The following is a 24,190-nucleotide window of genomic DNA, read 5'->3' on the forward strand; positions in this document are numbered from 1 at the left end:
AATGGCGCAGCGGCTGGAGGCAGCCTTGCGTCGCCCGGCCGGCGAGACGGTCGCGCCTCCGGTTGCGCCCGAACCGCCTGCGCCGCCGCCACCCCGCGCCGCCCGCAGCGAGCCGCCGGCACCACCGGCCCCGCCCGCAAAGCCTGCCGCGGAAAAGACCAGCTTTGAGAATCTCGAAGACGAGATGGCCTCTCTGCTCGGCCGTCCGAAGCCGTCTTCGTGAGGCTGCCGTCCCTCCCGCGTAGAGTTGTTTTCCTTTCTGTCCTGATCGGCGCGGCATCGGCAGCGATGCCGGCGCATGCGCAGGACATCAGCATCAATCTCGGCGGCGGCGCTGGCGGCGGCGGCGTCACCGAGCGCGCGATCCAGCTGATCGCGCTGCTCACCGTGCTGTCGATCGCGCCGTCGATCCTGATCATGATGACGTCGTTCACGCGCATCGTGGTGGTGCTGTCGCTGCTGCGCACCGCGTTGGGCACGGCGACCGCGCCGCCGAACTCGGTGATCATCGCGCTGGCGATGTTCCTCACCTTCTTCGTGATGGGGCCGGTCCTGCAAAAATCCTACGACGACGGCATCCGCCCGCTGGTCGCCAACCAGATCGGCGTCGAGGACGCGCTGCAGCGCGCCTCCGTTCCCTTGCGCGGCTTCATGCAGAAGAACGTGCGCGAGAAGGACCTCAAGCTGTTCCTGGATCTCTCGGGCGAGGCGCCGCCGGCCACCCCCGACGACCTCGCACTGCGCATCCTCGTCCCCGCCTTCATGATCTCCGAGCTGAAGCGCGCCTTCGAGATCGGCTTCCTGCTGTTCCTGCCCTTCCTGATCATCGACCTCGTCGTTGCCTCGGTGCTGATGTCGATGGGCATGATGATGCTGCCCCCGGCAACGATCTCGCTGCCGTTCAAGCTGATCTTCTTCGTGCTGGTCGACGGCTGGTCGCTGGTGGCGGGGAGCCTGGTGCAGAGTTACGGAGGGTGAGGCAGGCATCGGGCGATGCGCCCCCTCCGCCCTCAGCGACCGCCTCCGCTCCCTCTCGTCATCGACGAGAACGTGGAGCCGTCGCGGGCCGCGCTTGGCGCGGCAGCCTTCCTACCGCGTCATCTTGATCTGACGCACGACGGGGATCGTCGGCAGCGAGCCGGTGTGGTCGACTTGTTCCTTGGCCTGCGGTGAGCCAGGGGCGCGGGCGGTGGCGTCGGGGAAGCGCTGCTTCATCTCGCGCAGGAAGCCGTCGAGCGTGTCGACGCTGGCAGCCAGCTTGGCGATCTCGGCGAATTCGGCACTGGAGGCCGCGGCCGGCTTGCTGGCGATGTCGAAGGCGAGACGGTCGGCGCTTTCGCTCATCAGCGGCGCGTATTTCTCGCGGAAGCGCGACAGGCCGATCGAGTCGTCGGCGAGCGCATAGCCGACGGCGGCGCGGATGATGTCGCTCTTCTCCACCGCGTTGAGCGGCTTGAAGTCGCGGAAGCGCTCGCCGTAATAGAGCTCGATCTGCTCGGCGGACTCGCGCCAGCGCCGTGCCGCCCAGAAGATGTCGGAACGCAGGCGCAGCACCTCGCGCCCGGAGACGTTGGAGACGATGTCGAGCGCGAGATCGTGACGGCCGACGTCGCTCTGCGCGCGCGCCTCCAGCAGCAGGCGCTGCTGCCTGAGCTCGCCGGAGAGGTCGCTGATGCGGCTCGCGCGCAGCGCGGTGATCGCCATGTCGGGCTTGCGGTTGGCGAGATAGATCATGGACAGGCGCGCGGCGACCTGGGCGCGCGCAGCGCCTTCGAGGCGGTGATCGACCTGGTACTGCAGCAGCTCGGCGGCCTGGTCGAGCAGGTCGATCGAGGCGAGACGGTCGGCGAGACGGCGGATCAGCTCGTCGCCGCGCCGGCCGATCGGCGTCAGCTCGCGGAATTCGTAGAACATCCCGAGCGCCTCGACCGGCGGCAGCTCGTCGCCCTTCGGTCCCAGGAAGATCTTGGTGAACAGGTCCGAGGCGAGATCCTGCGCCTGGCGCGAGGCTTCGGCGTTCGGCTGCAGCCTGGTCGCGGTGCGCGCCGCGGTGAGCGCATCGCGGTAGCGCCCGTTCTCGGCAAACATCTGCGACAGCATCTGCAGCGTCTTGACCTCGATCGCGTCGCCGCGCCAGGTCATGGACAGCGTCTCGAGCTCGCGCAGCGCGTCTTCCTTGCTGATCTCGTCGCGCTTCTGCCGCAGCGCGACCTCGAGCTGCTTGGCCTCGGCCGCAGCCGGCCGATCGGCCGAGGCGGCCGCGAACCTGTAGTCGTCGAGCGCGTCCTTGTCGTGGCCGAGCGCCTCGGCGAGCCGGCCGCGCAGCACGGCGAAGCCGGGCGCGGCCTCGGGCGAGACGCCGACCACCTCGAGCTCGCTGCGGCGCTTGGAGGCGCCGGCGTAGTCCTTCACCTCGAGTGAGGCGCGCATCGCGTCCATCGTCACGATGCGCTGGATGTCGAGCGGCAGCGAGGCAATGGCGAATTCGACGTTCTTGAATTTTTCGCGCGCGTCAGCCCATTTGCCCTGGCGAGCATAGGCGAGCGCCTTCCAGAGCTGGGAATCGTGGCTGTTGCCGATCACGGGATTGGCGAGGTCCTTCAGGCCCTGCGCCGGCCGGCCGATCAGGATGCTGGCGATCGCATGCATGATCAGCGCGCCGCTCTCCTCCTTGTTGAGCGGGTCGCTCAGCATCAGCTCGGTCACGGCCTTGGCCTCGTGATACATCGCGCGCGACATGTAGAACTGCGCGAGATCGAGCCGCGGCAGGGAACGCAGCGCCGGTTCGACGGCCGAGATCGCCGTCATCAGCTCGGCCTGGCGCGCCATGAAGTTGTCCGACTGGCCCTTGCGCCAGCCTTCGGGGCTGAAGATCGGGCGCACCGCGGTCGGCGCGCGCTCGGCCGAGATGTCGACCGGCGACAGCGTCAGTCCGCCCTTCTTGCCGAGGATCACCTTGTCGGCGCCGACCTCGACGCCGACCTCGTCGGAGTTCGGCCGGATCGCGATGCCGTGCGCGGATTCCAGCAGCGAGAGATCGACGAGATCCTGCCGCTTGATGAAGCCGCGCACCGGCCGCTGCGCGGTGACGACATAGAGCGCGTCGCCGGCATCGGGGTCGGTGAGCTTGTGCAGCAGGCCGGGATTGGCGAAGGGGATGGCGATGTTGGCGAACGCGGGGTCGGTGATGTTGCGCGACATCATCAGCGGCAGCGGCGTCGACTGGATCTTGTCGGCGAGCGTCAGCAGCCAGTTGGTCTCCTTGCCGACCTCCTCGCTCGCCAGCGAGTAGACCAGCGGGCGGGTGAGACGGATCCGCACCGCCTGCCCCTTGTCGAGCGGGATGCGGCCGACCTCGCCGATCATCGCCCCGCCCCTGGCGCGGATCGCCTCGACGTCGATCGGCTTCGGCGTATCGAACACCAGCCACACCGTGTCGCCGCGGCGGAACGCGGCCGCCGGTGTTGCGACCTGAATTGGGAACGTCACGCGCAGGCCGTCGCTGTCGCGGCGCGCATCGACGCTGGCGATCGTGGGCTGCGGCGCGGCCGGCGCCTCAACGGGCGCAGCCTTGGCGGCTTCCTTGGCGGCTTCCTTGACGGCCTCTTTGGGCGCTTCGGCAGGCGCCGGCTTGGCAGGCGCGGCCGCCGCTTCGGAAACCGGCGGCGCGGGCTTCGCAGTTTCCTTCGCAGTTTCCTTGGCAGTTTCCTTGGGCGCTTCCGGAGCGTGCACAGCCTCAGTCGCGGCAGCCGGCGCCGGTTTCGGCGCTTCAGCGGGCGGCATCGCGGCGGGCGCTTCGGGCTTCACCTCGGGCTTGACCTCGATCTTGGCTTCGCGCGCGATCGTCTCGGAGGTCGGCGGCGCGATCTCGCGATGGGCGTCCTTCGGCTTCTCGGCCGCGGGCTTGTCGGGGGCCGGTCCGTGACCGACAGGCTTCATCTGCGCGATCGCCGCCTCGGGCGTCGCGGCAGTCTTGCCCTTGTCGGGCTGAAAAGAGACGTCGACGACGTAGTTCTTCTCGTCGCGGAACGAATGCACGTCGGAATCGCCGATCAGCGCGATCTCGACATTGGTCTGATCGATGTCGGCCTTCTGCTTGATCGAGGCGACGTTCGGCGGCGCCGCGACGACCGCGTCCGCCAGATCGAAGTTGAGGTTGGCGTTGAAAGCGAGCGTGAGCTTCTGCTCGTTGAGCACGGAGGAGACGCCGACGCCGTCGGGCATCTCGAACACGAAGCGCACGAAGGTCGGCTGCACCGAGGCCCGCACGCGGATCTGCGGACGCTTCTTGGTCTCCGCCGCGGCGCGCTGCGCGCGCAACGCGCGCTCGGCCACGCGGGCGCGCTCGGCGAGCTCCTTGACCACGTCCATCGGCAGGCTCGGCGGCGGTCCCTTCCAGCCCTCCGGCAACAGGTCGACGAAAGTGCGCTCGCCGGCATTCATGGTGTTGACGGTGACGCGCCGCGCCAGCGACAGGCGGATGGCACCGCCGTCAGGATCGCGGCGCGCGGAGTTGACGTAATCGGGCGCGCCTTCGGGAACGCGGTCGACGGGAACGTCGACCGCCCGGTCGAACCGGATGATGAGGATGGAGCCTGCGGTCGTCACCTCGGAGGGAACGTCCTCGCCGAGCTTGATGACGAGACGGGCAAAGCCGCCACCGGCCGAAAAGCTCGCCTCGCCCCTGATCGGATCGGCCGCCCGGGCAGGCGCACCGAGACCGGTCAGCAGGCAGGCCGCCAGCACGCCCGCTGTTCGGACATGACGCAACAGCCCCGACGCCAAGGCGCGGGCTCGCGTCACAAATCCAGCGGCAGCCTTTCGCGCCATTGGCGGCATTTCTTCCGGTTCGGCGGTCCATGCCGGCATTAAGGCCGGCCCATGCCGTCGACTGTAGGTCTCGCCAATTAAGGACTTGTTAATGCTATATCTTGATTTGCTTTGGAGGCAGCACGCCGTGCCGCATCGAGCGTGGGCGGATCCGCCGCGTCTGAATTTGAGACGCCGATGGTTAAGGCCTCGTTAACACCTGCAAAACGGTGCCGTCGCGGTTGACCTGTCCCTTCACGGGCACCCCATAGCGGTCAAAGGCTTGGTCGATTCCAGCGTCGATTTTTCTGGCCGCCGAGATATCGCTATGGCTACCATCTGTGTCGCCGAGCTTGAATTTGGCAATCCCTCGGCCGTAGAGCGCGCTCGCAAGCTTGGGCGCGAACCGCAGCGCTGAGTTGTAGTCATGCATCGCCGCGGAGAATTGCCCCATTTTCAGATTTATGAGAGCGCGCGAATCGTATGTTGCCGCGTTGTTTGCTCCCGATCGAAGCGCAATATCGCAGTCTTCCAGCGCAGCCTGCAAAGCGCCAAGGACGGCTCGGGTCCAACAGCGTCCGCTCCGCACCGCCTCCAGCTTCGGATCAAGGCGAATTGCCTCGTCATAGTCCCGCGCTGCGCGGTCGTACGCGTTCCCTTGCAGGTGGGCCGCCGCACGGTTGGCAAAAGCGGAGCCGTAGTTCGGGTTGAGCCTGAGCGCCTCGTCAAACGCGCCGATCGCCAGATCGCGCGCCCCCGTTCTCAGATAGGCCACGCCGAGGTTGTTGAACGCTTTCGCATAATTCGGGTCAAGCCTGGTCGCTTCAACGAAATCCTTGATCGCGCGTTCGTAGTCGGCTTTGGCGCTATAGGCATTCCCCCTGTTGTTGTAGGCGACAACGAAGCCGTTCACCGCTCCCTCGCCCGCATCGATAAACGCCGTGCAGCCATCGATCCGAGCTTCGGGTGACACGCGGTCTGAGCCGTTACACAGTTCAACATTCTTGAGGGAGCTGCCCTTCTTCTGCGCCCAGCCCGACGAACTGGACAGCACAAGGACAAGAATGAGCATCACGGCCTTGATGAAACTGGCTCTTGCAATCATTTCCACACCAAGTGTCCGGCTCCGACAGCGAACGAAGCGCCAATCCTGGTCTCCCTGCCCGGCCGGCACTGCGGCATCACGGCGGCTTCGGGCCTAGCAAGTTTCTCAGCATCCCCGGCAGATGTTGAGCCTCCGATTGCTGGTTCGATCGGGCTCCGGCGCCGCCGATGTCGGCGGTTTCTTCAAGAGCTTACTCTTGCCCTCTTCGATCAGGGTCGAAATTTTGACCGACCCATCGTCCGAAATCTCGACATGCGGCGTCGTGCCTCGGATCCCCAGCGTGGCGACGGGAGTATCGACCTTCATGTCGCCGGTCTTCGCGACACCGCCCGCAACAAAAGTGAACGTTCCCCTGGCGAGATTGAATAGGGTCGCATTGGACTTGCCGGCCGGCTCATACACATAGTGATCCAACACCATGCGGGCGTTGCTCGATAAATTGAACGAGCTGCCGTCGGTAAAATTGATGCCGACGCGGCCGTCGGCCCCCGTCTGCACCACGTCACCAAGATATACGGGATCACCCGTGTTGGCCCGGCCAGGGTCACTCGAGACATTCGCCTGAACGACCACGGCGCCCGCATGTTCGATCGTGACCGAGCCTGTGGCCACCACCACCTTCCCAATCGGTTTCGATGACGAGGCAGCGACGGCGGGCTTGGCGGAATCGATTTGCGCTCGAGCCTCACTCGGCAAGAAATTGGCAAGGGCCAAAACCAGGCCGGTCGTCAAAGCGGCTATCGCAGGTCTGCACATGATCCCCCCTTTCTGAGAAGATCTCGTCGCTATCGGCGGCCCATTCTTGAACCGCGCAGCGCTGCCAGAATAACTATAATTGTTGTTTAATTTTATTAACTAGCCTAATTTATCTCCAGCGCTACACGAGCGCCACAAATTAAATACGTCTCGTTTGTCAATTTAATCACATTGGCGGGAGGGGGCACGGCGGGAATGGCGGTACGCGTCGCTCTCTCCCGCGCAATGCATCTCTCTCGATCGACTTGATTTTTTCGGCGGGCAAGCCTTCGGGGCTGCCAGCGCCCAGGAAATTTTGTCCCTTGGCGAGGGCCCCAGCAAGGTTTTGGCAGCACGCCGAGCCTGAATCGATCACCCGGGCGAGGTCTAGCCATGTTAGTTGCATCCGGCATCCAGGTTGACAGCGGGGCCGCCATGGCCCTGCCCGTCGAACTCATCGGCCATATTCAAAGAGTGATCGGTTGCTGTGCGCTTACGCGAGCGAGCTGCGTCGCCACACAGGCCGTAGCTGGTGCGCCCATCTACCGGGGCGACGTGCTGGAGACCGACGCCGACGGGCAGATCACAATCTGCTTCATCGACGGTACTTTCTTCAACATCGCCTGCAGCACTCACGTTGTGCTGAGCGAGTTTGTCTTCGACGTCGAAGGCATGCCACCTGCAGCCTTGTTCGACGTGACCCGAGGGAGCTTCAGTTTCGTACCGGGCCGGCTGGCGGAAACCGGGGCGCTCCAGCTGAATACGCCCATTGCAGGCATTCGCGCCCGGGGCCACGCGGGCGGTTTCGGGATGCTGACACTTGCAGCATTGACCTTCTCGGCCGCGCAGCATGCCGAGGCCGCGGACCCGGATGTCACATTCCTGGATGACGACTCCATTACCTACAAGGACCTTGCGCACGGCGCATTTGAGCTCGTGACCAAGGAGCGGGTCCCGCGACGCATCATCGTCGAAGATCCCGGCGAGACGATCGTCATCAAGAAGGTGGGATCCACCATCAGCGTCAATCACGTCGCGAACACGGCGGCTCGCATGGAGGAGTTGCGCGCCGCCCAACAGGATGTGCTCGCCAATCTAGGAGAACAAGGGCCCCGTGGCTCGAGCACGCCTTTCTTCGTCAAACCCCAGCCACTGCAGCCGATCAATTTCATTCAGCCGGATGCGCCCACGCTGCAGATCTTGCCGACGACGTTGCCACTCATCACTTTCGCGCTGGTGGACCCTGTACCGCCGACTCTCAGCACCGGGGCTGGGCCAATCGAGCTCGATACGGTCGTGTTTGACACATTCACGGCGACGACGGGAACCTTCAGTGCCAGTAGCACCAGCGGCGGCGGCAATCTGACCTTCGGCATCATCGGGGCCAGCGCCGGCAGTACGGTTCTGGATGGAGTGACGTACGATCTGTCGAAGACAAGTTCCTACGGGATTCTCTACGTCAACAGCACGAGCGGCGCTTATACGTTCGTGCCCGACAATGCCGCAATCAACGCGCTGAAGGCGCCTACGACCGACGGTTTCGTTATCACCGTCTCCGACGGACTCACCTCCGTCACCCAGACCTTCACGATCACCATCAACGGTGTCAATGACGCTGCAATCATCTCCGGCACCACGACCGGTTCGATCATCGAGGCTGGCGGCATCGCCAACGGAACGCCCGGCACGCCGCTTGCGACCGGCACCCTCACCGACATCGATGTCGACGATCCGCCCAATACGTTCACCGCCGTGAGTTCGCCAACCGCGAGCGCCGGTGGCTATGGCACCTTCACGATGACGGCGGCCGGCGTGTGGACCTACACCTTGGACAATGCCAACCTCGCAGTGCAGGCACTCAATGCCGGCGAGACGCTGACCGACAGCTTTACGGTGACCTCGATCGGAGGCACCCCACAGGTGGTGACGATCACCATCCACGGGACCAGTGACGCTGCGATCATTTCCGGCGCGACGACCGGCGACGTGATCGAGGCCGGCGACGTCGCCAACGCAAACCCCGGCACACCCACCGCGACCGGCACCCTCACCGACGCCGACGTCGACACGACCGCCAATGCTTTCACGGCCGTCGGATCGCCGACGGTGAGCGCCGCCGGCTATGGCACCTTCACCATGACGGCAGCGGGCGTGTGGACCTACACGCTCGACAATGCCAACGGCGCGGTGCAGGGGCTCAATACCGGCGAGACACTGACCGACACGTTCACAGTGACCACTCTGGACGGAACGGCCCAAGTGGTAACGATCACCATCCATGGCGCCAACGATGCAGCCGTCGTTTCCGGCACCACGACCGCCTCGGTGACCGAGGCCGGAGGCGTTGCCAACGCGACACCCGGCAGCCCGAGCACAACGGGCACGCTCTTTGCCTCCGACGTCGACAATCCGTCCAATACCTTCAGCGCGGTGAGTTCGCCCAAGGCAAGCACGAATGGTTATGGCACCTTTACGATAACCGCCGCCGGCGTGTGGACCTACACCTTGGACAACGCCAGCGGCGCGGTGCAGGCGCTCAATGTCGGCGGCACGCTCACCGACAGTTTCACCGTCAACGCCCTCGACGGTACGCCGCAGGTGGTGACGATCACCATTCAGGGCAGCAACGACGCCGCCCTTATTTCCGGCACCACGACCGGCTCAGTGACAGAGGCAGGAACTTTCTCGCCCGGCATTCCCGTCACGACCGGCACGCTCACCGATACGGACGTCGACAACGCTCCGAACACGTTCACCGCAGTCTCTTCGCCGGCTGCTAGCGACGGCGGATACGGCACCTTCACGATGACCGCAGCCGGCGTATGGACTTACACCCTCGATAACAACAACACCGTGGTTCAGGCGCTCGAGGCCGGCGAAACCCTGACGGACACCTTCTCGATAACTGCCATCGACGGTACGACGCAGACGGTGACCGTCGCCATTCATGGTGCCAGCGACGCAGACCCGAACGATTTCGATAACCTGGCCACCGGATCTGCCGTGATCTCAGATCCCCCCAACGTGTATGGAACGCCGGGGAGCGAAACGATTGCCGGTGGCGGCAACACAGGTCAGATCATCTACGCGGGGGCCAGCAGCGACACGGTCAATGGGACCGGAAAGGCCGACGTTCTCTATGGCGGCTCGGGCAATGACACGATCAAAGGCAATGATGGGGATGACACCATCTACGGCGGCTCGGGCAGCGATACCATCAACGGCAACAACGGCGCCGACACCATAACGGGCGGATTTGGTGCGGACCAGCTCACCGGCAGCAATGGGAACGACCGTTTCGCTTACTTGTTCGTAGCCGACTCCAACGCAAGCCAGTTCGACACCATCACCGACTTTGCATCGGGAGCGGACAAGATCGACTTGACTGCCATGGGCGCGCTTGGGTTCGCCATATTGGCCTTGAGCTCGACCAGCACGGCCGTGCCGGCACATACGATCGCCTGGCTCTATGACAGCGCGGCGAATGAAACGATCGTGTACGTCAATTCAACGGACCAGACCCTGCACGTCGGCGATTCCAGTCTGCTCGAAATCCATTTGCAGGGCATCGCAACCATCGACGCGTCGGACTTCATCACGGCGCCGGCAGCGGCACCTGTGACGGCGGCTGCCGGCGAGCTGCTCGACCCCATCGCAACCTCGCAGGGTGACGCGACCGCCGTGATGACGATCACTTCCGAAGGCTTGTCCGAGTCCGGCAGCGGCGACGGCACGCTTCTCGCTGCGGGAAGTTCGACAATCCAATCGACCGAGGCGACCACCAGCCTCGATTCGAACTGGGACCAGATCGGACAGACCGGATATTCCAGCTTGTCCAGTTCAGACGAAGTGCAAACGCTCGCGACCGAAACGCCCCGCGGCGACGCGGCAACTCCCTCAGCCGGCGGACTGTCTGTGATCGTGCAACACGTGGTCCCGCTCACCGAGGCCAGCTTTGTCTTCACCAACCCGGCCGGGCTCGACGCAGCCTCATTGGCTGGCAAGAATGGCGCGATTGCCGCAAGCGGCCAGGTGCCCGACATCGCCATGCTGAATTTTGCCCATGGCGCTGCCGGACAGCACGCCGGTAGCGGGCTTGCGCTCGGAAGCGACGCTGGGAATGACGGCGTCTCATCACCAAGAGGCGCCGCCCAGGCGGCTCATTCCCACGAAGCGGCAGACACTTCGCTCAACCCCAGCCTTCTGAAGTCATCGACCGGCGGTGCCAACCATTCGCTCTCAAGCGGGGCGGACCAGCACAACCCGTCCGGGGGAGCGTCTGGATCAAAGCCTGCCGATCCGCAGCAGCTCGGCGACTCGTTCCAGTTCCGGGATGACGCGTCGCAGGGCTCGCTGCATAGCGCGATGCTGGATCAGCTCTCGGACTTCGTCGGTCATCACGGGCACGCTGGGGAATTCCATGGATCCGAGCCGGCATTCATGCCTGAAACATCGCCGTCCGATGTCGATCCACCTTTCTCGGCAGGTACCGTTCACGGCCATGTGTCGCACGATCTGATCGTGTGACGGCCTTAAGCCGATTGCGGCTTCAATGTTGCTTGCCGGCACCTTCCGGTGCCGAGGAGCTGTCTTCGTCGAGAGAAGATTCATCATCGTTGCCGTCGTCGCCTTCTGGCGGCTCTGCATGCTGATGGCTGAGGGCGGATGTCCACGCCGATGTCATCGCCGCTATGAGCAGCCGGTTGAGGGCCTCGATGACGCGTTCTGCTGCGGACGAGTAGTTCATGGCCTCCTCCTGCGCTGCCGATTGCGACTGGCCAAAGCGTAGGACCGGGCCTTGGGCGCCACTGTACGCCACTTCACACCTGCGCGCGTCAACTCATCGCAGTCTCAGAAGATGCCGCCAGCTTCGACTGCATCCGCCGCGGGAGCTTGATCTGCCGCCTTGAGGAGTTGCTGAGCGCGCGCACTCACAACCTTCGGAGCGTTGCGGTTCGCGCGCGACTCTGAATCAGATGTGACCTCGGCGATGCGAATCGCATTGGTTAGCTTTGGGGGTAATCAATGAGCGGAGAAGCCGGTTGCATTGTGTGTAGCAGGGCAAGAGCGGTCGTAGCGATCGTTCCGATCGCCAGAGGATATGCCCTGAAAATATATGAGTGCTCCTGTTGCCATAGCACCCTGCAGCTCGTGACTCGCGTCACGAAGGCAGCGCTAATCAAGCAGCAGGTCGATACTCTTCCTCGGCTGGAGAAGCAGGCGCCTGTTCGCAGGGTGCAACAGGTCTTCGCGAACTAGACCCGCAAGGCCTCTCGCTGGGCGCCGGTCGAACTGGCCACGCGACAACGCGCCAGGTCGCGATAGCCCTCTTCGCCTCGCGCCCTCAATTCGGCTTTTGCGTCGGCTTGCCGTCGATCTTGGGCAGCTCGCCGGCCGAGGCCGACTGATCGCCGCCGCCATTGGCACGGCGGGCCATCTCGACCGTCAGCTTCTCGGCGGCCTCCGGCGACATCAGTCCCATGATGTCCGACATCTTCCGCGGCGCGATCGCCGAGGCGATCTCGATCAGCACGCCCATCTCCAGCCGGTCGAACACCCGTGCGGCGTCCTTGGGCTTCATGCCCTCGTACATGGTCACGAGGCCCTTCATGCGCTGGGCTTCGGCGGCCTTCTGCTCGGCCTGCGTCGCGGAGATGCGGGTTTCCACCGCCTTCATCTCCTCAACCTTGCCTTCGATGCGCTTCTCGGCCGACTTGAGCAGGCTCTCGCGGATGTCGATCTCGCGCTGGCGGGCCTCGATCTCCTGGCGGCGCGCCTGCAACCGCTCGAGGATCGCGCGCTCGGAGGCCGAGACCTGCGGCTGGGCTTCGTCGACCTTGACCACGGTGCCTTCCGGCTTGGTCTCCGGCGCGGCTGGCTTGGGCGCCTCCTTCGGCGCGCCATGGGTCGAGCCGGTGATGATCTCCGGCTCCTCGCGGCCGGTCGGGAAGTTCAGATTCTCCTGCGCCCAGGATTTCCTGGTCTGGTTCGGCTTGTAGTCGAACACATAGCCGCCATTGATCACGAGACCCGCCACCTTCAGCGTGGCGAGGCCTGCGACGGCAACCAGGACGACCGGGATGACGCGGATGTTACGAAAGGACTTCATACCCCTGACTTCATGCGGCAAGGCCGTTGGATCGTCGGCGCTCGGAGAAGGCTTCGGCCGCAGCCGCCACCGCCTTCGCCGTCGATGGCTTGGCTGCGGGGGCGACGACCGTTTCCGGACCGGTCATGGGGCGCGCGGCGATCGCGATCTTGGACAGCCGGCGCACCACGTTGTCGGCCTCGCCGAGCTGCTTGTAGAGCTGGTCCGACATCTGCGTCGCCGCGGCGAGCTGGCTGCCGAGATTCTCGTTGACGTCGCGCACCGCCAGCTTCAGCCCGCCGATCGCGCGCTCGGCGATCTCGGTCGCGGTGATCAGCTCGCCGATCACCGCCTTCAGCGAATGCTCGTCCGCCTTCAGCCGCGTCAGCCGCTTGTTGAGCATGACGCAATAAACGATCGTCAGCATCAGCAGGATAGCCACCAGCGTCTCGATCGCCATTCCCAGGGAGTGGTTCATGGGGCCTCCATCATCTTGTTCTGCTCGTCCACCTTCTCGAACATCGCAAGTGTCGTACTTGGCTTGCGCAAGGGTTTCGTCACGCGAATCGCGACGCGGTCGCCGACCCGGCCCATCCTCCCCTCGGTCAGCGTGACGTCGCCGCAGCGCACGGTGACGTTGGCGTCGGCGCGCATGTCCAGCGGCAGGGTGTCGCCGACCTTGAGCCGCATCAGCTGCTTGAGCGGGATGTCGGCCTCGTAGAGCACGGCATCGACGGCGATCTCGGCCTGCACGATCTCGGTGGCGAAATGGCCTTCCCAGACCGGGTCGCGGCCGAACTTTTCGCCCATGAACATCTGGAGCAGGACGCCCCGGATCGGCTCGATGGTCGCATAAGGCAGCAGCAGCTCGATGTTGCCGCCGCGGTCTTCCATGTCGATGCGCAGGCGCACCAGGATCGCGGCATTGGCGGGACGGCTGATCGCGGCGAAACGCGGGTTGGTCTCGAGCCGGTCGATCGTGAAGGTCACCGGCGACAGCGGCCGGAACGCCTGCTCGGCGTCGGCGAGCACCACCTCGACCAGCCGCTTGACCAGCTCGGTCTCGATCGTGGTGTAGGGCCGGCCCTCGATGCGGAGCTGGCTGGTGCCGCGGCGGCCACCGAGCAGCACGTCGATCATCGAATAGATCAGGTTGGAATCGACCGTCGCCATGCCGAAGTTTTCCCATTCCTCGGCCTTGAAGACGGTGAGGACGGCGGGCAGCGGGATCGAGTTCATGTAGTCGCCGAAACGCACCGAGGTGATGCGGTCGAGCGAGACTTCGACGTTGTCGGAGGTGAAATTGCGCAGGGACGTCGTCATCAGCCGCACCAGGCGGTCGAAGACGATTTCGAGCATCGGCAGACGCTCGTAGGAGACCATCGCCGAATCGATGATCGCGCGGATGCCGGAATGGTCGTCGAGGGTGACGTCGCCGACGGTGAAGCCGAGGAGATTGTCGATCTCCTCCTGCGACAGCACCCGCTCGCCGGAATTCTTGCCGCTGCCGAGATCGCGGCTGCCGTCCTCGACCATGGCGGCCCATTGCAGGGCCATGGTCTCCGACAGCTCGTTCTCGGCCGCAGCCTTCGCGGCCTCGGCGGGATCCTCCGAATCGAGCGATGCCTCCCATTGGGCGGCAATCGCATCCTGGTCCATTTGCTCGTTGCCGGCCATGACGCTAGCCCATCACCTTCCGCAGCGTCCTCACTGGATCACGACTTCCTTGAACAGCACCGCGCTGACCTGGACCGGAGCGACCGCCGCGTTGACGCGCTTGGTCAGCTCCTCCTTGAGGCGGAAGATGCCGGCGGAACCGTTGAGGTCGGAGGGGCGCAGCTCGCGCACATAGGTCTGGAAGATGTCGGTGACGCGCGGCATCGTCGGCTTGATCGCCTCGATCTGCTTCTCTTCCTTCAGCTCCAGCACGATCTTCAGCCGCAGATATTGCACGCGCTCGCCGGGCGCACCGGCGAGGTTGACCATGATGTCGGGAACGTCGACGAAGGACGGCGGCTTCGGCGGAGGCGCGGCCTCGGCATGATGCTCGTCGTCGCCGTGCCGGAAGAAGAAGAACCAGGTCGCAGCACCGCCGCCGAGAACGGCGAGCAGGCCGACGGCCATGATGATGAGCTTCAGCTTGTTCTTCGGCGGAGCGGCTTCCGCGCCCTCAGTGGCTGCGCCGCCTTCCGCTTCATTCTCTGCCATGGTCGCCGCGCCCGGATCTCTCAAAGGGGTCGAAAGAGCGAAGCCTTAAGACAAGGACGCGATACAAATGCCCCGGCGCAATGCGCTCCTCTTCATGGCAAACGCTACGGTAATAATGGTTAACGGAATCTTTCGATTGGGCCTCCACTAGGAAAAATCTGCCGGGCAGACATGGCTAACAGAACCTTTCTGCCGCCCTCCAGCGCCCCTTCAAAATCAGCAAACCACTGAAATTACGAAGTTTTCCAGGTTGGCACGGCTTTCGCTGAGAAAGGACCGAGACCCGACGGTTTGGGAGAACCCGACGGTCTCGTTCACGGGGTCCGCCAAGGCGCTTGGGAGAGCGAAATGGCAGATCCGCTCAGGGGAGATTTCCGATGCAGAACGCGCTTCTGATCGGCTTGTCACGGCAGATGACGTTGGAACGGCAGATGGATGTCATCGCCAACAACGTCGCCAATGCCAACACCAACGGCTTCAAGGCCGACCATTCGCTGTTCGAGGAGTACCTCAATTCGAACGCGCGTGAGGACAATTTCATCGGCGCGGACCGCCGGGTCTCCTATGTGCAGGACCGCGGCACCTACCGCGACATCGGCCAGGGCCCGATGGAGCCGACCAACAACCCGCTCGACATGGCGATCGACGGCAACGCCTATTTCGCGGTGCAGGCCAATGGCGGCGAGATGTTCACCCGCGACGGCAAGTTCTCGCTCAACGCCACTGGCCAGCTCGTCACCCCCGACGGCAATCTGGTGCTCGGCACCGGCGGCCCGATCACCTTCCAGCCGACCGATCACGACATCAACGTCGCGCCCGACGGCACCATCACGGTGCTCGAGGGCACCGCCAAGACCGACTCGATCCGCGGCAAGATCCGCATGGCCTCGTTCGACGATCCGACCAAGCTGACCAAGCTCGGCGCCAATCTCTATGCCGCCGGCTCCGCCACCCTGCAACCCGATGCCAAATCCAGCAGCGTGCGCCAGGGCTATGTCGAGAAGTCGAACGTGAATTCGGTCGGCGAGATGACCCGCATGGTCGAAGTCATGCGCAGCTACACCGCCATCGCCAATCTGCTCCAGCAGCAGAGCGACCTCCACAAATCGGCGATCGAGAAGCTCGCCGACGTTCCGGCCTGATTGAGGGAGAACTGACATGCAGGCGCTTCACACCGCAGCGACCGGAATGGCGGCACAGGAACTCAACGTTCAGGTGATCTCCAACAACATCGCCAACCTGCGCACCACCGGCTTCAAGAAGCAGACCGCGGCGTTCCAGGACCTGATCTACGAGCACGTCCGCCGCGTCGGCGCGCAGGCCTCGGACCAGGGCACCATCCTGCCCGTCGGCGTCGACATCGGCGGCGGCGTCAAGACCGTCGGCACGCCGCGCAGCATGACGCAGGGCACGCTGTCGCAGACCGGCAACGATCTCGACCTCGCGATGTCCGGCGAGGGCTTCTTCAAGATCCTGATGCCCGACGGCACCTACCAGTACACCCGCGACGGCACCTTCCAGATGGACAATCAGGGCCGCGTCGTCACCGCCCAGGGCAACCCGGTGCAGCCGAGCATCACGATCCCGCAAAACGCGTCCGGCATCAGCGTGAGCGAGCAGGGCCAGGTCTCGGTGACGCTGCCGGGCTCGTCGACCTCTTCGATCGTCGGCCAGATCGGCGTGACCCGCTTCATCAACAAGGCGGGCCTGCAGCCGGTCGGCAGCAACCAGTTCACCGAGACCCCGTCGTCCGGCCCGCCGCAGGACGGCACCGCGAACTCCGAGGGCTACGGCAAGATCACCCAGGGCAGCCTCGAGCAGGCCAATGTCGACGTCGTCTCGGAGATGAGCGACCTGATCGCCGCCCAGCGCGCCTACGAGATGAACGCCAAGGTGATCAGCGCCGCCGATCAGATGATGCAATCGACCACAGCGCTGTTCCGCTGAGGCAATGACGATGATCCGCGCCACCCTCGCCACCATCTCCGCCCTGCTCGCGCTGGCCCTGCCGGCAGCGGCCGCGGACGATTTCATCGCCTCGCCGACACTGCGCGCGAGCGTCACCGTGACCTCGGACGTGGTGCGGGTCGGCGATCTCATCGACAATGCCGGATCGGCCGCGCTGATCCCGGTCTACCGCTCGCCCGATCTCGGCACCACCGGCACGCTGACGGTCGCGCAGGTGCTGTCAGTGCTCCGCGCAAAGCAGGTGATCGGCGTGATGACCGGCGACCTCAAGGAGGTCCAGGTCACCCGCCTTGCCCGCACGCTCGCGAACAAGGATCTCGAAACCGCCGTCGCCTCGGCGCTCGAGCGCCGCTTCGGCCTCGGGGACGCCGCCAACATCACCGTCACCTTCGACCGCGGCGTCGCCGAGATGCGGCTGGATGCCTCCAATTCCGGCGCGCTCCAGCCGGTCGCAACCCGCTACGACGCCCGCAGCGGCCGGTTCGACATCGCCTTCGAGATCGCCAACGACAGCAATCCGACCGCGACCAAGCTGCGCTTCACCGGGACCGCGATCGAGACGGTGGAAGTGGCCGTGCTGACGCGCGACATCGATCGTGCCGATACGCTGAAGTCCTCCGACGTCGCGCTGGAGCGCCGGCCGAAGGCCGAGGTCACCGGCGAGCCGGCCTCGCGCGAGCGCAGCGTCGGCATGCAGCTGCGCCGCGCGATGCGGGCGGGCACGCCGCTTCGGGCCGCCGACATCGTCAAGCCCGACTTCGTGGTGCGCGACCAGGCCGTGACCGTCATCTTCCAGGCGCCCGGCCTCTATCTCACCACGCGCGGCAAGGCGGTCGAGAGCGGCGCCGAGGGCGACACCGTCAGCGTGCTCAATCTGCAATCCAAGCGCACGCTGACCGGGGTGGTCACCGGCCGCGGCCAGGTGACGATCCAGGGCGCGAGCCAGTCCGTGCCGATGGCGCCCGCGGTCGAGCAGACCTCCTCGCTCAAGCGCGATGAAGCGCCGGCCCCTGTCGACGCCGCAGCCCTCCTCCGGAACCTGGTGCAGGCCCCCGCGTCGCCGGCCCAGATCGCACAAGCCCAGATCCCGCAAGCTCGCGTCTCGCAAGCTCAAGCCAAGTAAGAGTTCGTCATGTCCGCTTTCAGTTCGGCTTTCCGCCTTCGTCGCATCGCGATCTCTGCCCTCCTGCTGGCCTCTTGCGCGCTGGGCGGTTGCTCCTCGATCGACCGCCTGTCGCAGATCGGCGAGCAGCCGAAATTGTCCGCGATCGACAATCCGACGGCGCAGCCGGGCTACAAGCCGGTGCAGATGCCGATGCCGAAGCCGGAAGTCGCCTCCTACAATCCGAACTCGCTGTGGCGCAACGGCAGCCGCGCGTTCTTCAAGGACCAGCGCGCCCGCCAGGTCGGCGACCTCCTCACCGTGGCCGTCAACATCACCGACAAGGCCAACATCGCCAACGAGACCCAGCGCAGCCGCACCAATTCGGAAGACTCAGGCATCACCGATTTCATCGGCGCGAAGACGCTCGGCGCGCAGGCCCAGAAGGTGCTGCCCGGCCGCATCCTCACCGCCGACTCCACCGCGTCCAGCGACGGCAAGGGCTCGGTCAACCGCACGGAAGCCTTGCAGACCAACGTCGCCGCGGTCGTCACCCAGGTGCTGCCGAACGGCAACCTCGTGGTTGAGGGCAAGCAGGAGATCCGCGTCAACTTCGAGATCCGCGAGCTCGTGGTCGCGGGCATCGTCCGCCCCGAAGACATCCAGAGCGACAACACCATCGATTCCACCAAGATCGCCCAGGCCCGCATCGCCTATGGCGGCCGCGGCCAGATCATGGACGTGCAACAGCCGCGCTACGGCCAGCAGGTGATGGACGTTCTGCTGCCCTTCTAACCCTCTTCAAGAGCTCCCACATCGTGTTCGCGAACCTAGGCGCGAACGACGATGTACTACGCGGCCTCCGGTAGCTCCCCTGCCGGAGGCCGCATGTATTTTGGGGATGGAAGCAGCTGCGCGTCGGATGGTCCCATAAGAGCGATGTCCCATCCACGTCATTGCGAGGAGCCCTTCGCGACGAAGCAATCCAGACTGCCTCCGTGGAAAGACTCTGGATTGCTTCCGCCTTCGCTCAGGCTTCGGCGGACAAGTCGCTGCGCTCGCAACAATGGCGGTGAACGCTAGCGTCACCTCACGCCGCATCGGCGACGGCGCGTATTTCCAGATGCACACCGGTCTCCTTCTGGAGCGCGTGGATCACCGCCATCAGGTTCTCGGCCGTAGGATTGCCGCGCGGCCCAACCATCCGCATCAGGCTCTTTTGCGGACGGTCGAGCACCTCGCTGAGCCGCTCGAAACCGATGGTGGCATTGATGTAGGTCCGCAGCGCGGTGCGGCCATAGTCGACATCCCCCTGCAACAGGCCCTGCATCGCCTCCAGGAACAGCGCCTCGCGAAAGGCGGGATCGCGCTCGGCCATCGCGCGGACGGTGTCACGAAAACTCCGGGTCAATGGCATCACCTATTCCCCTGTCCTGCTCTTGACTTGTAATCCCGCCATCGTCGCAGCGCCGCATCGATGTCGTTTTGCTGTCTCTGCTTGGTGCCGCCTCCCAACAGAATGACCAGCAAATTGCCATTCCAGCCGAAATACACCCGATAGCCAGGGCCGCGATTGATCTTCAGCTCGGCGGCCCCCTCCCCAATGGACTTGACGTTCGATGTGTTGCCGTCGGCCAACCGCTCGATCGCGACCGCAATCATCACACGTGCCTGCGGATCAAGTCGTTCGAGCCAATCGCGGAACGGGCTACGATCGTTGACGATATATTCTTCGATCCTGATCATTTGGTACCACACACGTTACCAATTTTCAATTTCAGAATTTTCGGATTTTAGAAATTCTTGTTGACACGCTCCGACCACCTCATTATGTTCCCGTTTCGTTCCATTCCACAAGAGGGCGTATCGCGATCGTCACGAAGCGCGGGATGGAATGCGGTGGCCGCGACGGCGTCGGCGCGCGATGTTCGCTGCAGGGCGGGAAACCGTGAGCAGCGACAGGCGCGGTACGACACGGCGCTGACAACGTCTTACGCTTGGTCTCGATGGCGAGCGCACGCCAGCCATCGAGGGGCCGGCGAAGATGTGCGCGGACGGAGAAGTCGTGTGGTCCTGACGCCCGGGGTCTGTGCGTCAAGCCTTGCGGTGATGTGGCGGCCAACCGGTGCGCGCATCGATCATCCCGCAAGGCGACGGGGGCAATAGTGCATCGCTCCCCGAGGAGAGCACGAAGGACACCGTTCAAACCATCGCGCAGGGAAGGCTGGGATGTCCCGGCGTCACCTGTGATCCACCCGTGCGCGTTTGATCCGCACACGGGATTGCGGGTGCCAGCCGGCGCCCGGCCTTCCCTGCGCCTTCTTGATCTTCAGGAGGGCAAGCCGACAACAAAGCTCGGGCCGAAGATGCCGCGAGGATGCGGAGGCGTGTCCGCGATTGCGATCTTAATGGAAAAGCCGAGATTGTTGCCGGACACTCATCCCTCGCCTGTCCGGACAAGACGCAGCGCGTCAGCGATGCGGCGCAGAGCCGGGACCCAGATAGCCGCGCAACACGCTGCTGCATAGGCCCCGGCTCTGCCGCGCACCGCTCCCTGGACGATGCTTCGCATCGCCAGGGCTGCGCTGCGCTGCGTCCGGGCACGGAGATCGCAACGCACCCTCAGGTAAACTTCACCTCTACCGCCCCCAGCCCGTCCAGTTCCATCCGCACCTTGTCGCCGGCCTTCAGCCACAGCGTCTTGACCAGGCTACCGGTGAGCACGAACTGTCCCGCGTGTAGACCCTTGCCTTCGGCGGCGAGATGGTTGGCGAGCCAGGCGAGCGCGTTGTGGGGATGACCGAGCACGTCGGCGCCGGTGCCGTGGCTGACCTCCTCGCCATTGAGGATGGCGCGACCCTTGACCGCCTTCAGGTCCGGCACCGACGAGCGCGGAACCGCCGGGGCCAGCACGCAGCCGGCCGCGAAGAAATCGTCGGCGATCAGCGTCGGGGCACCCATCGCCTCCCACTTCACGTAGCGGTCGTCGACGATCTCGATGGCGGGATGATAGGCCTCGACCGCTTCGCCGACCCATTCGGCCGTAAACGGCGCCTCGCCGGCGGCAAGGTCGCGCTTCAACCGCACCGCGATCTCGCATTCGACCCCGACCCGGACATAGTTGGAGGCGGCGAGCTTGGCGCCGGTGTCGTGCACGCCCTTCTGGAACACGCCCCCGCCGCAGGGATGCGGGATGCCGATATAGTCCTGCATCACCTGGCTGGTGCAGCCGATCTTGTAGCCGACGAGCGGCCCGAGATGCGGCAGCAGCAGATCGTGCAGCGCGCGCTGGACCTGGTAGCCCTCGGCCTCATCCATGGGGGGACGTTCCAGCGCCGCGAGCGGCGCATGGTTGCGGCGCGCCAGCGCGATCGCCTTTGCGGCTTCGAGAATCTTATCCATCGGCGCCGCCTCCCACGCTACGCAACATTGCCGCTCAGTTCAGCATCCCCGTCCGCGCCTGACAAGCGCTGGTCGGCGCTCAGCCGGGCCGAATACGGGGGGCTCCCGCCGCTTAAGGAAATATTGAGTTGGTCCGGTCTTTATGGAGCCACGCGCCAAGCCCACCCGGCCCGCGCGGAACGAGACCCTGATTGCAGCGATGCGTGAAGCCGCTGCGCCGTCGTCTCAAGATGCCGGTCGATCTCCTTGATGCGACTCGCAAAACTTCCCGCACCTGAAGTGAAGGCTTTTTCTCATGCGAACTCACGTGAGCATGCAGGATTCGACTCTAGCCCATTGATCGCGATTCACTTTTCGCGATCGCGGCAATTGGCATCGGACGACAGCGGCGTTGTGGCGGAGGAACCCGCCACAACGCTGCGTGCAATGACAACGCTTCCGTCAAATGCGTCCAAGCGCGAGGCGAATGGCGACCTCGACCGGCGAGTAGTCGCCCTCGCTCCGCTCCAGCCGGTACGGCTCGGCGAGATGCAGCGGTGGTTGCGCCAGGAAGCGCGGTCGCGTTCCCCGATGCTTCTGCGCGGCATGAACCAGGAAGGGATGACAGAGATAGACAGTGCCGGCCGCACCGGTCGCGAGCGCCACCGGACAATCGGCCCCCATCTGCTCCAGCAGCATATGCGCCCGGCCCGCATCGCCGGCTGGCGCCAGGTAGCGCGCCATCGGCAGATGCGAGCCGACCCGGATCCGCGTCGGCGCATCGTCGTCACCGACATCGGAGAACAGGAACAGCAGCAGCAGCGCTCGCCCCCGCGAGGTGATGTTGACGCGCCAGGCCGAGAAATCCTGCGTCTCGTTCGGGTTGCTGGCCTCGCCGGGAAAGCTGAGATCGACATGCCAGCCGTCGTCGCCCGGATCGTCCGGATGCGGAAACCGCACCGGAAAGGTGCCGATATCGCGTCGCGGCCGCCATCGCCCCTGCCCGACGATCTGGTCGAAGGCGGCATGGAGCACTCCGGTGTTGATGGCATCCCGGAACGGCGGGCCGCCATAATAGGGCAGCCGCACCACGGGCCGGGTCCAGCTCGCGGGATCGTGCTCGCTGCATGGCAGATCGCGCCAGATGATGACGCGGGCCGCCTCGGCGAGCTCACGGGGGAAAGCATTGTCGATCCGGACAAAGCCGTCGCGGATGAATTTAGCTATTTGCGCGTCGTCGAACGCGCGCGGATTGGCAGTCATGATGATCTCTCGAAGGCTCGCCAGCCCTCATCGTCCGCTCGCTGCGGAACCGGCTGGCTCAATCGGTTGGGAGGCCGCAAGTCGAACTTGCGGGACGCAATGCCTCCGCGACGGAGGCGCCTGCTCTCAGCCCAGGAAGAAGACCGATGCGATGTTGAGAGTGCAAATCATCATGACGGCGCGAATCTACGCGCCGGACCAGCGGCGTTCAAGCGACGCCGTGAGCCAAAAACAAAAGAGCCGCACGCGGCGGCTCGGGCTCTATTCGTCGCGATAGACCTTCTCGCGCTTCTCGTGGCGCTCCTGCGCTTCCACCGAGAGCGTCGCGATGGGCCGGGCCTCGAGCCGCTTCAACGAGATCGGCTCGCCGGTGTCCTCGCAATAGCCGTAGGTGTTGTCCTCGATACGCTGGAGCGCGGCGTCGATCTTGGCGATCAACTTGCGCTGGCGGTCGCGGGCGCGGAGCTCGATGGCACGGTCGGTTTCGGACGATGCCCGATCGGCGAGATCGGGGTGGTTGACGTTCTCCTCCTGCAGGGCTTGCAGGGTGAGCTTGGACTCTTTGAGGATCTCATCCTTCCAGGCGAGGAGCTTCAAGCGGAAGTACTCCTTCTGCCGGTCGTTCATGAAAGGCTCTTTTTCGGTCGGTCGGTAGTTTTTCAACTTTTCCAAGGGCGGCCTATCTGTCTAATCAACGACTCGCAAACGGAACGGGGTCCGTTGAGCGGGGCCTTATATAGCGGCCACCTGTGACAGACAATGTTTCCCTGAGCAACCGGTTAGCGCCCCCAAGCCCTTGCACAGGAAGGTTTATCCTGGAGGGCCCGGGGGCGGCCGAAGGCCTAGTAGCCGACCGTGAAACGCTGCCTCAGATAGGCCGGCTTTTCGATCTCATCGGCGAGCGCAACGGCGTAGTCGGCGAAGGTGATCCAGCTCTTCCCGTTCGCATCTGCGAGAAGCTGATCGGTGCCAAGCCGGAACTTCCCCGTGCGCTCCCCCTCGATGAACAGCGCCGACGGCGAAATGAAGGTCCAGTTCAGATCCTTTTCCTGCCGCAGCAGGTCGAGGAAGACCGAGCCCGCTTCCGCTTCCGCCTTGTATTGGGCCGGAAAATTGGGAGTCGTGACCAGTTTCACGCCCGGCGCGACTTCGAGGCTGCCGGCGCCGCCGACGACGAGGTAGCGACCAACCTTGGCGTCCTTCGCCGCGCCGATCAGCTTGCGCGCATCGCTGGCCAGGAAGTGCACGGAACTCACGGCGACGTCATGCCCGGTCCACAGCTTGGCAAGCCCCGCCTGGTCGAGCACGTCGCCCTTGGTCGGCGTGACGTTGGGCAGGGCCGCGATCTTCTCGGGGTTCCGGGCGATGGCCGTGACCGCATGGCCGCGGCGGGACAGTTCCTTGGTGATTTCCGACCCGGCCCGACCCGAGGCGCCGGCAACTGCGATTTTCATGGAAGGCTCCTTTGCTTCTGTGGTAACTAACAGTGACTAGATATCGCAAAGAATGCTGGTGTTAAGAGAGCACGTTG

General features: G+C 64.6%; 20 protein-coding genes and 1 pseudogene. 7 read left to right on the plus strand and 14 right to left on the minus strand.

What is annotated here, in order from left to right; genetic code table 11:
• Both XH81_RS00005 and fliP read left to right on the plus strand, forming a co-directional pair.
• A pseudogene (locus XH81_RS00005) lies at window positions 1-223 on the plus strand (flagellar biosynthetic protein FliO); the annotation flags it as partial.
• Window positions 220-978: a flagellar type III secretion system pore protein FliP gene (fliP, locus tag XH81_RS00010; RefSeq protein ID WP_028142765.1), complete on the plus strand. Its 759-nt coding sequence runs from the start codon at window positions 220-222 to the stop codon at window positions 976-978. The pseudogene XH81_RS00005 and the gene fliP, both read left to right, overlap by 4 nt.
• A 111-nt stretch (window positions 979-1,089) precedes the next feature.
• Here the strand turns inward: fliP and XH81_RS00015 are convergent, their stop codons facing one another.
• The 3 genes from XH81_RS00015 to XH81_RS00025 form a co-directional block, all read right to left on the minus strand.
• Window positions 1,090-4,830, minus strand: a complete 3,741-nt coding sequence (locus tag XH81_RS00015) for a hypothetical protein (RefSeq protein ID WP_049824217.1) — start codon at window positions 4,828-4,830, stop codon at window positions 1,090-1,092.
• Window positions 4,831-5,011: 181 nt separating this feature from the next.
• Window positions 5,012-5,914 carry a tetratricopeptide repeat protein gene (locus tag XH81_RS00020; RefSeq protein WP_063615325.1) on the minus strand — a complete coding sequence of 301 codons (903 nt, stop codon included), beginning with the start codon at window positions 5,912-5,914 and terminating at the stop codon, window positions 5,012-5,014.
• A 105-nt stretch (window positions 5,915-6,019) separates the two neighbouring features.
• Window positions 6,020-6,646: a FecR family protein gene (locus XH81_RS00025; protein WP_312017544.1), complete on the minus strand. Its 627-nt coding sequence runs from the start codon at window positions 6,644-6,646 to the stop codon at window positions 6,020-6,022.
• Between the two features lie 396 nt (window positions 6,647-7,042).
• On the opposite strand from XH81_RS00025, the gene XH81_RS00030 reads away from it, so the two are divergent.
• The gene (locus XH81_RS00030) at window positions 7,043-11,176 is read left to right on the plus strand and encodes a VCBS domain-containing protein (RefSeq protein ID WP_244626219.1); all 4,134 of its coding nucleotides are present in this window, start codon (window positions 7,043-7,045) and stop codon (window positions 11,174-11,176) included.
• Window positions 11,177-11,198: 22 nt separating this feature from the next.
• On the opposite strand, the gene XH81_RS00035 is transcribed toward XH81_RS00030, so the two are convergent.
• The 5 genes from XH81_RS00035 to fliL form a co-directional block, all read right to left on the minus strand.
• A complete protein-coding gene (locus tag XH81_RS00035; RefSeq protein WP_018321856.1) occupies window positions 11,199-11,396 on the minus strand; it encodes a hypothetical protein in 198 nt (65 codons plus the stop codon).
• 597 nt (window positions 11,397-11,993) lie between these two features.
• The gene (locus tag XH81_RS00040; protein ID WP_028142760.1) at window positions 11,994-12,758 is read right to left on the minus strand and encodes a MotE family protein; all 765 of its coding nucleotides are present in this window, start codon (window positions 12,756-12,758) and stop codon (window positions 11,994-11,996) included.
• Window positions 12,759-12,768: 10 nt separating this feature from the next.
• Window positions 12,769-13,215 (minus strand): DUF6468 domain-containing protein, encoded by a 447-nt coding sequence (locus XH81_RS00045; RefSeq protein ID WP_028142759.1) that lies wholly within the window; start codon window positions 13,213-13,215, stop codon window positions 12,769-12,771.
• Window positions 13,212-14,414 (minus strand): flagellar motor switch protein FliM, encoded by a 1,203-nt coding sequence (gene fliM, locus XH81_RS00050; protein WP_018321852.1) that lies wholly within the window; start codon window positions 14,412-14,414, stop codon window positions 13,212-13,214. The genes XH81_RS00045 and fliM overlap by 4 nt, the downstream gene beginning before the upstream one ends.
• A 30-nt stretch (window positions 14,415-14,444) precedes the next feature.
• A complete protein-coding gene (gene fliL / locus XH81_RS00055) occupies window positions 14,445-14,945 on the minus strand; it encodes a flagellar basal body-associated protein FliL (RefSeq protein ID WP_028142758.1) in 501 nt (166 codons plus the stop codon).
• Window positions 14,946-15,322: 377 nt separating this feature from the next.
• Between fliL and flgF the strand changes: the two genes are divergently transcribed.
• The 4 genes from flgF to flgH are packed head-to-tail and all read left to right on the plus strand — an operon-like array spanning window position 15,323 to window position 18,810.
• Window positions 15,323-16,087, plus strand: coding sequence for a flagellar basal-body rod protein FlgF (flgF, locus tag XH81_RS00060; RefSeq protein WP_028142757.1), 765 nt, complete (start codon window positions 15,323-15,325; stop codon window positions 16,085-16,087).
• A 16-nt stretch (window positions 16,088-16,103) separates the two neighbouring features.
• On the plus strand, window positions 16,104-16,892 hold the full coding sequence (flgG, locus tag XH81_RS00065) for a flagellar basal-body rod protein FlgG (protein WP_028142756.1): 789 nt from the start codon (window positions 16,104-16,106) through the stop codon (window positions 16,890-16,892).
• Window positions 16,893-16,902: 10 nt separating this feature from the next.
• Window positions 16,903-18,036: a flagellar basal body P-ring formation chaperone FlgA gene (gene flgA, locus XH81_RS00070; protein WP_028142755.1), complete on the plus strand. Its 1,134-nt coding sequence runs from the start codon at window positions 16,903-16,905 to the stop codon at window positions 18,034-18,036.
• A 9-nt stretch (window positions 18,037-18,045) separates the two neighbouring features.
• A complete protein-coding gene (flgH, locus tag XH81_RS00075; RefSeq protein ID WP_028142754.1) occupies window positions 18,046-18,810 on the plus strand; it encodes a flagellar basal body L-ring protein FlgH in 765 nt (254 codons plus the stop codon).
• A gap of 295 nt (window positions 18,811-19,105) precedes the next feature.
• On the opposite strand, the gene XH81_RS00080 is transcribed toward flgH, so the two are convergent.
• The 6 genes from XH81_RS00080 to XH81_RS00105 form a co-directional block, all read right to left on the minus strand.
• Window positions 19,106-19,432 carry a helix-turn-helix domain-containing transcriptional regulator gene (locus tag XH81_RS00080; protein ID WP_028142753.1) on the minus strand — a complete coding sequence of 109 codons (327 nt, stop codon included), beginning with the start codon at window positions 19,430-19,432 and terminating at the stop codon, window positions 19,106-19,108.
• Entirely contained in the window at window positions 19,432-19,761 is a 330-nt protein-coding gene (locus tag XH81_RS00085) for a type II toxin-antitoxin system RelE/ParE family toxin (RefSeq protein WP_038971602.1), read from the minus strand. The genes XH81_RS00080 and XH81_RS00085 overlap by 1 nt, the downstream gene beginning before the upstream one ends.
• A gap of 876 nt (window positions 19,762-20,637) precedes the next feature.
• Complete coding sequence (locus XH81_RS00090) at window positions 20,638-21,417, minus strand: 2-keto-4-pentenoate hydratase (protein ID WP_028142751.1); 780 nt, start codon at window positions 21,415-21,417, stop codon at window positions 20,638-20,640.
• A 441-nt stretch (window positions 21,418-21,858) separates the two neighbouring features.
• Window positions 21,859-22,659, minus strand: a complete 801-nt coding sequence (locus XH81_RS00095) for a phytanoyl-CoA dioxygenase family protein (protein WP_028142750.1) — start codon at window positions 22,657-22,659, stop codon at window positions 21,859-21,861.
• 261 nt (window positions 22,660-22,920) lie between these two features.
• Window positions 22,921-23,286: an RNA polymerase-binding protein DksA gene (dksA, locus tag XH81_RS00100; RefSeq protein WP_008554760.1), complete on the minus strand. Its 366-nt coding sequence runs from the start codon at window positions 23,284-23,286 to the stop codon at window positions 22,921-22,923.
• 215 nt (window positions 23,287-23,501) lie between these two features.
• Window positions 23,502-24,113 carry an NAD(P)-dependent oxidoreductase gene (locus XH81_RS00105; protein ID WP_028142749.1) on the minus strand — a complete coding sequence of 204 codons (612 nt, stop codon included), beginning with the start codon at window positions 24,111-24,113 and terminating at the stop codon, window positions 23,502-23,504.
• Between the last annotated feature and the right edge of the window lie 77 nt (window positions 24,114-24,190).

This window comes from Bradyrhizobium sp. CCBAU 25360 (assembly GCF_028128695.1).
Lineage (GTDB): Bacteria > Pseudomonadota > Alphaproteobacteria > Rhizobiales > Xanthobacteraceae > Bradyrhizobium > Bradyrhizobium ottawaense.

Excerpts from the sequence above, each read along its gene's own strand:
- XH81_RS00035 (WP_018321856.1), bottom strand. The coding sequence starts at position 11,396 with ATGAACTACTCGTCCGCAGCAGAACGCGTCATCGAGGCCCTCAACCGG.
- flgG (WP_028142756.1), top strand. The coding sequence starts at position 16,104 with ATGCAGGCGCTTCACACCGCAGCGACCGGAATGGCGGCACAGGAACTC.
- XH81_RS00090 (WP_028142751.1), bottom strand. The coding sequence starts at position 21,417 with ATGGATAAGATTCTCGAAGCCGCAAAGGCGATCGCGCTGGCGCGCCGC.
- XH81_RS00015 (WP_049824217.1), bottom strand. The coding sequence starts at position 4,830 with ATGGCGCGAAAGGCTGCCGCTGGATTTGTGACGCGAGCCCGCGCCTTG.
- flgA (WP_028142755.1), top strand. The coding sequence starts at position 16,903 with ATGATCCGCGCCACCCTCGCCACCATCTCCGCCCTGCTCGCGCTGGCC.
- flgH (WP_028142754.1), top strand. The coding sequence starts at position 18,046 with ATGTCCGCTTTCAGTTCGGCTTTCCGCCTTCGTCGCATCGCGATCTCT.
- fliM (WP_018321852.1), bottom strand. The coding sequence starts at position 14,414 with ATGGCCGGCAACGAGCAAATGGACCAGGATGCGATTGCCGCCCAATGG.
- XH81_RS00085 (WP_038971602.1), bottom strand. The coding sequence starts at position 19,761 with ATGATCAGGATCGAAGAATATATCGTCAACGATCGTAGCCCGTTCCGC.
- fliL (WP_028142758.1), bottom strand. The coding sequence starts at position 14,945 with ATGGCAGAGAATGAAGCGGAAGGCGGCGCAGCCACTGAGGGCGCGGAA.
- XH81_RS00095 (WP_028142750.1), bottom strand. The coding sequence starts at position 22,659 with ATGACTGCCAATCCGCGCGCGTTCGACGACGCGCAAATAGCTAAATTC.
- XH81_RS00105 (WP_028142749.1), bottom strand. The coding sequence starts at position 24,113 with ATGAAAATCGCAGTTGCCGGCGCCTCGGGTCGGGCCGGGTCGGAAATC.
- flgF (WP_028142757.1), top strand. The coding sequence starts at position 15,323 with ATGCAGAACGCGCTTCTGATCGGCTTGTCACGGCAGATGACGTTGGAA.
- dksA (WP_008554760.1), bottom strand. The coding sequence starts at position 23,286 with ATGAACGACCGGCAGAAGGAGTACTTCCGCTTGAAGCTCCTCGCCTGG.
- XH81_RS00020 (WP_063615325.1), bottom strand. The coding sequence starts at position 5,914 with ATGATTGCAAGAGCCAGTTTCATCAAGGCCGTGATGCTCATTCTTGTC.
- XH81_RS00040 (WP_028142760.1), bottom strand. The coding sequence starts at position 12,758 with ATGAAGTCCTTTCGTAACATCCGCGTCATCCCGGTCGTCCTGGTTGCC.
- XH81_RS00080 (WP_028142753.1), bottom strand. The coding sequence starts at position 19,432 with ATGCCATTGACCCGGAGTTTTCGTGACACCGTCCGCGCGATGGCCGAG.
- XH81_RS00045 (WP_028142759.1), bottom strand. The coding sequence starts at position 13,215 with ATGAACCACTCCCTGGGAATGGCGATCGAGACGCTGGTGGCTATCCTG.
- XH81_RS00030 (WP_244626219.1), top strand. The coding sequence starts at position 7,043 with ATGTTAGTTGCATCCGGCATCCAGGTTGACAGCGGGGCCGCCATGGCC.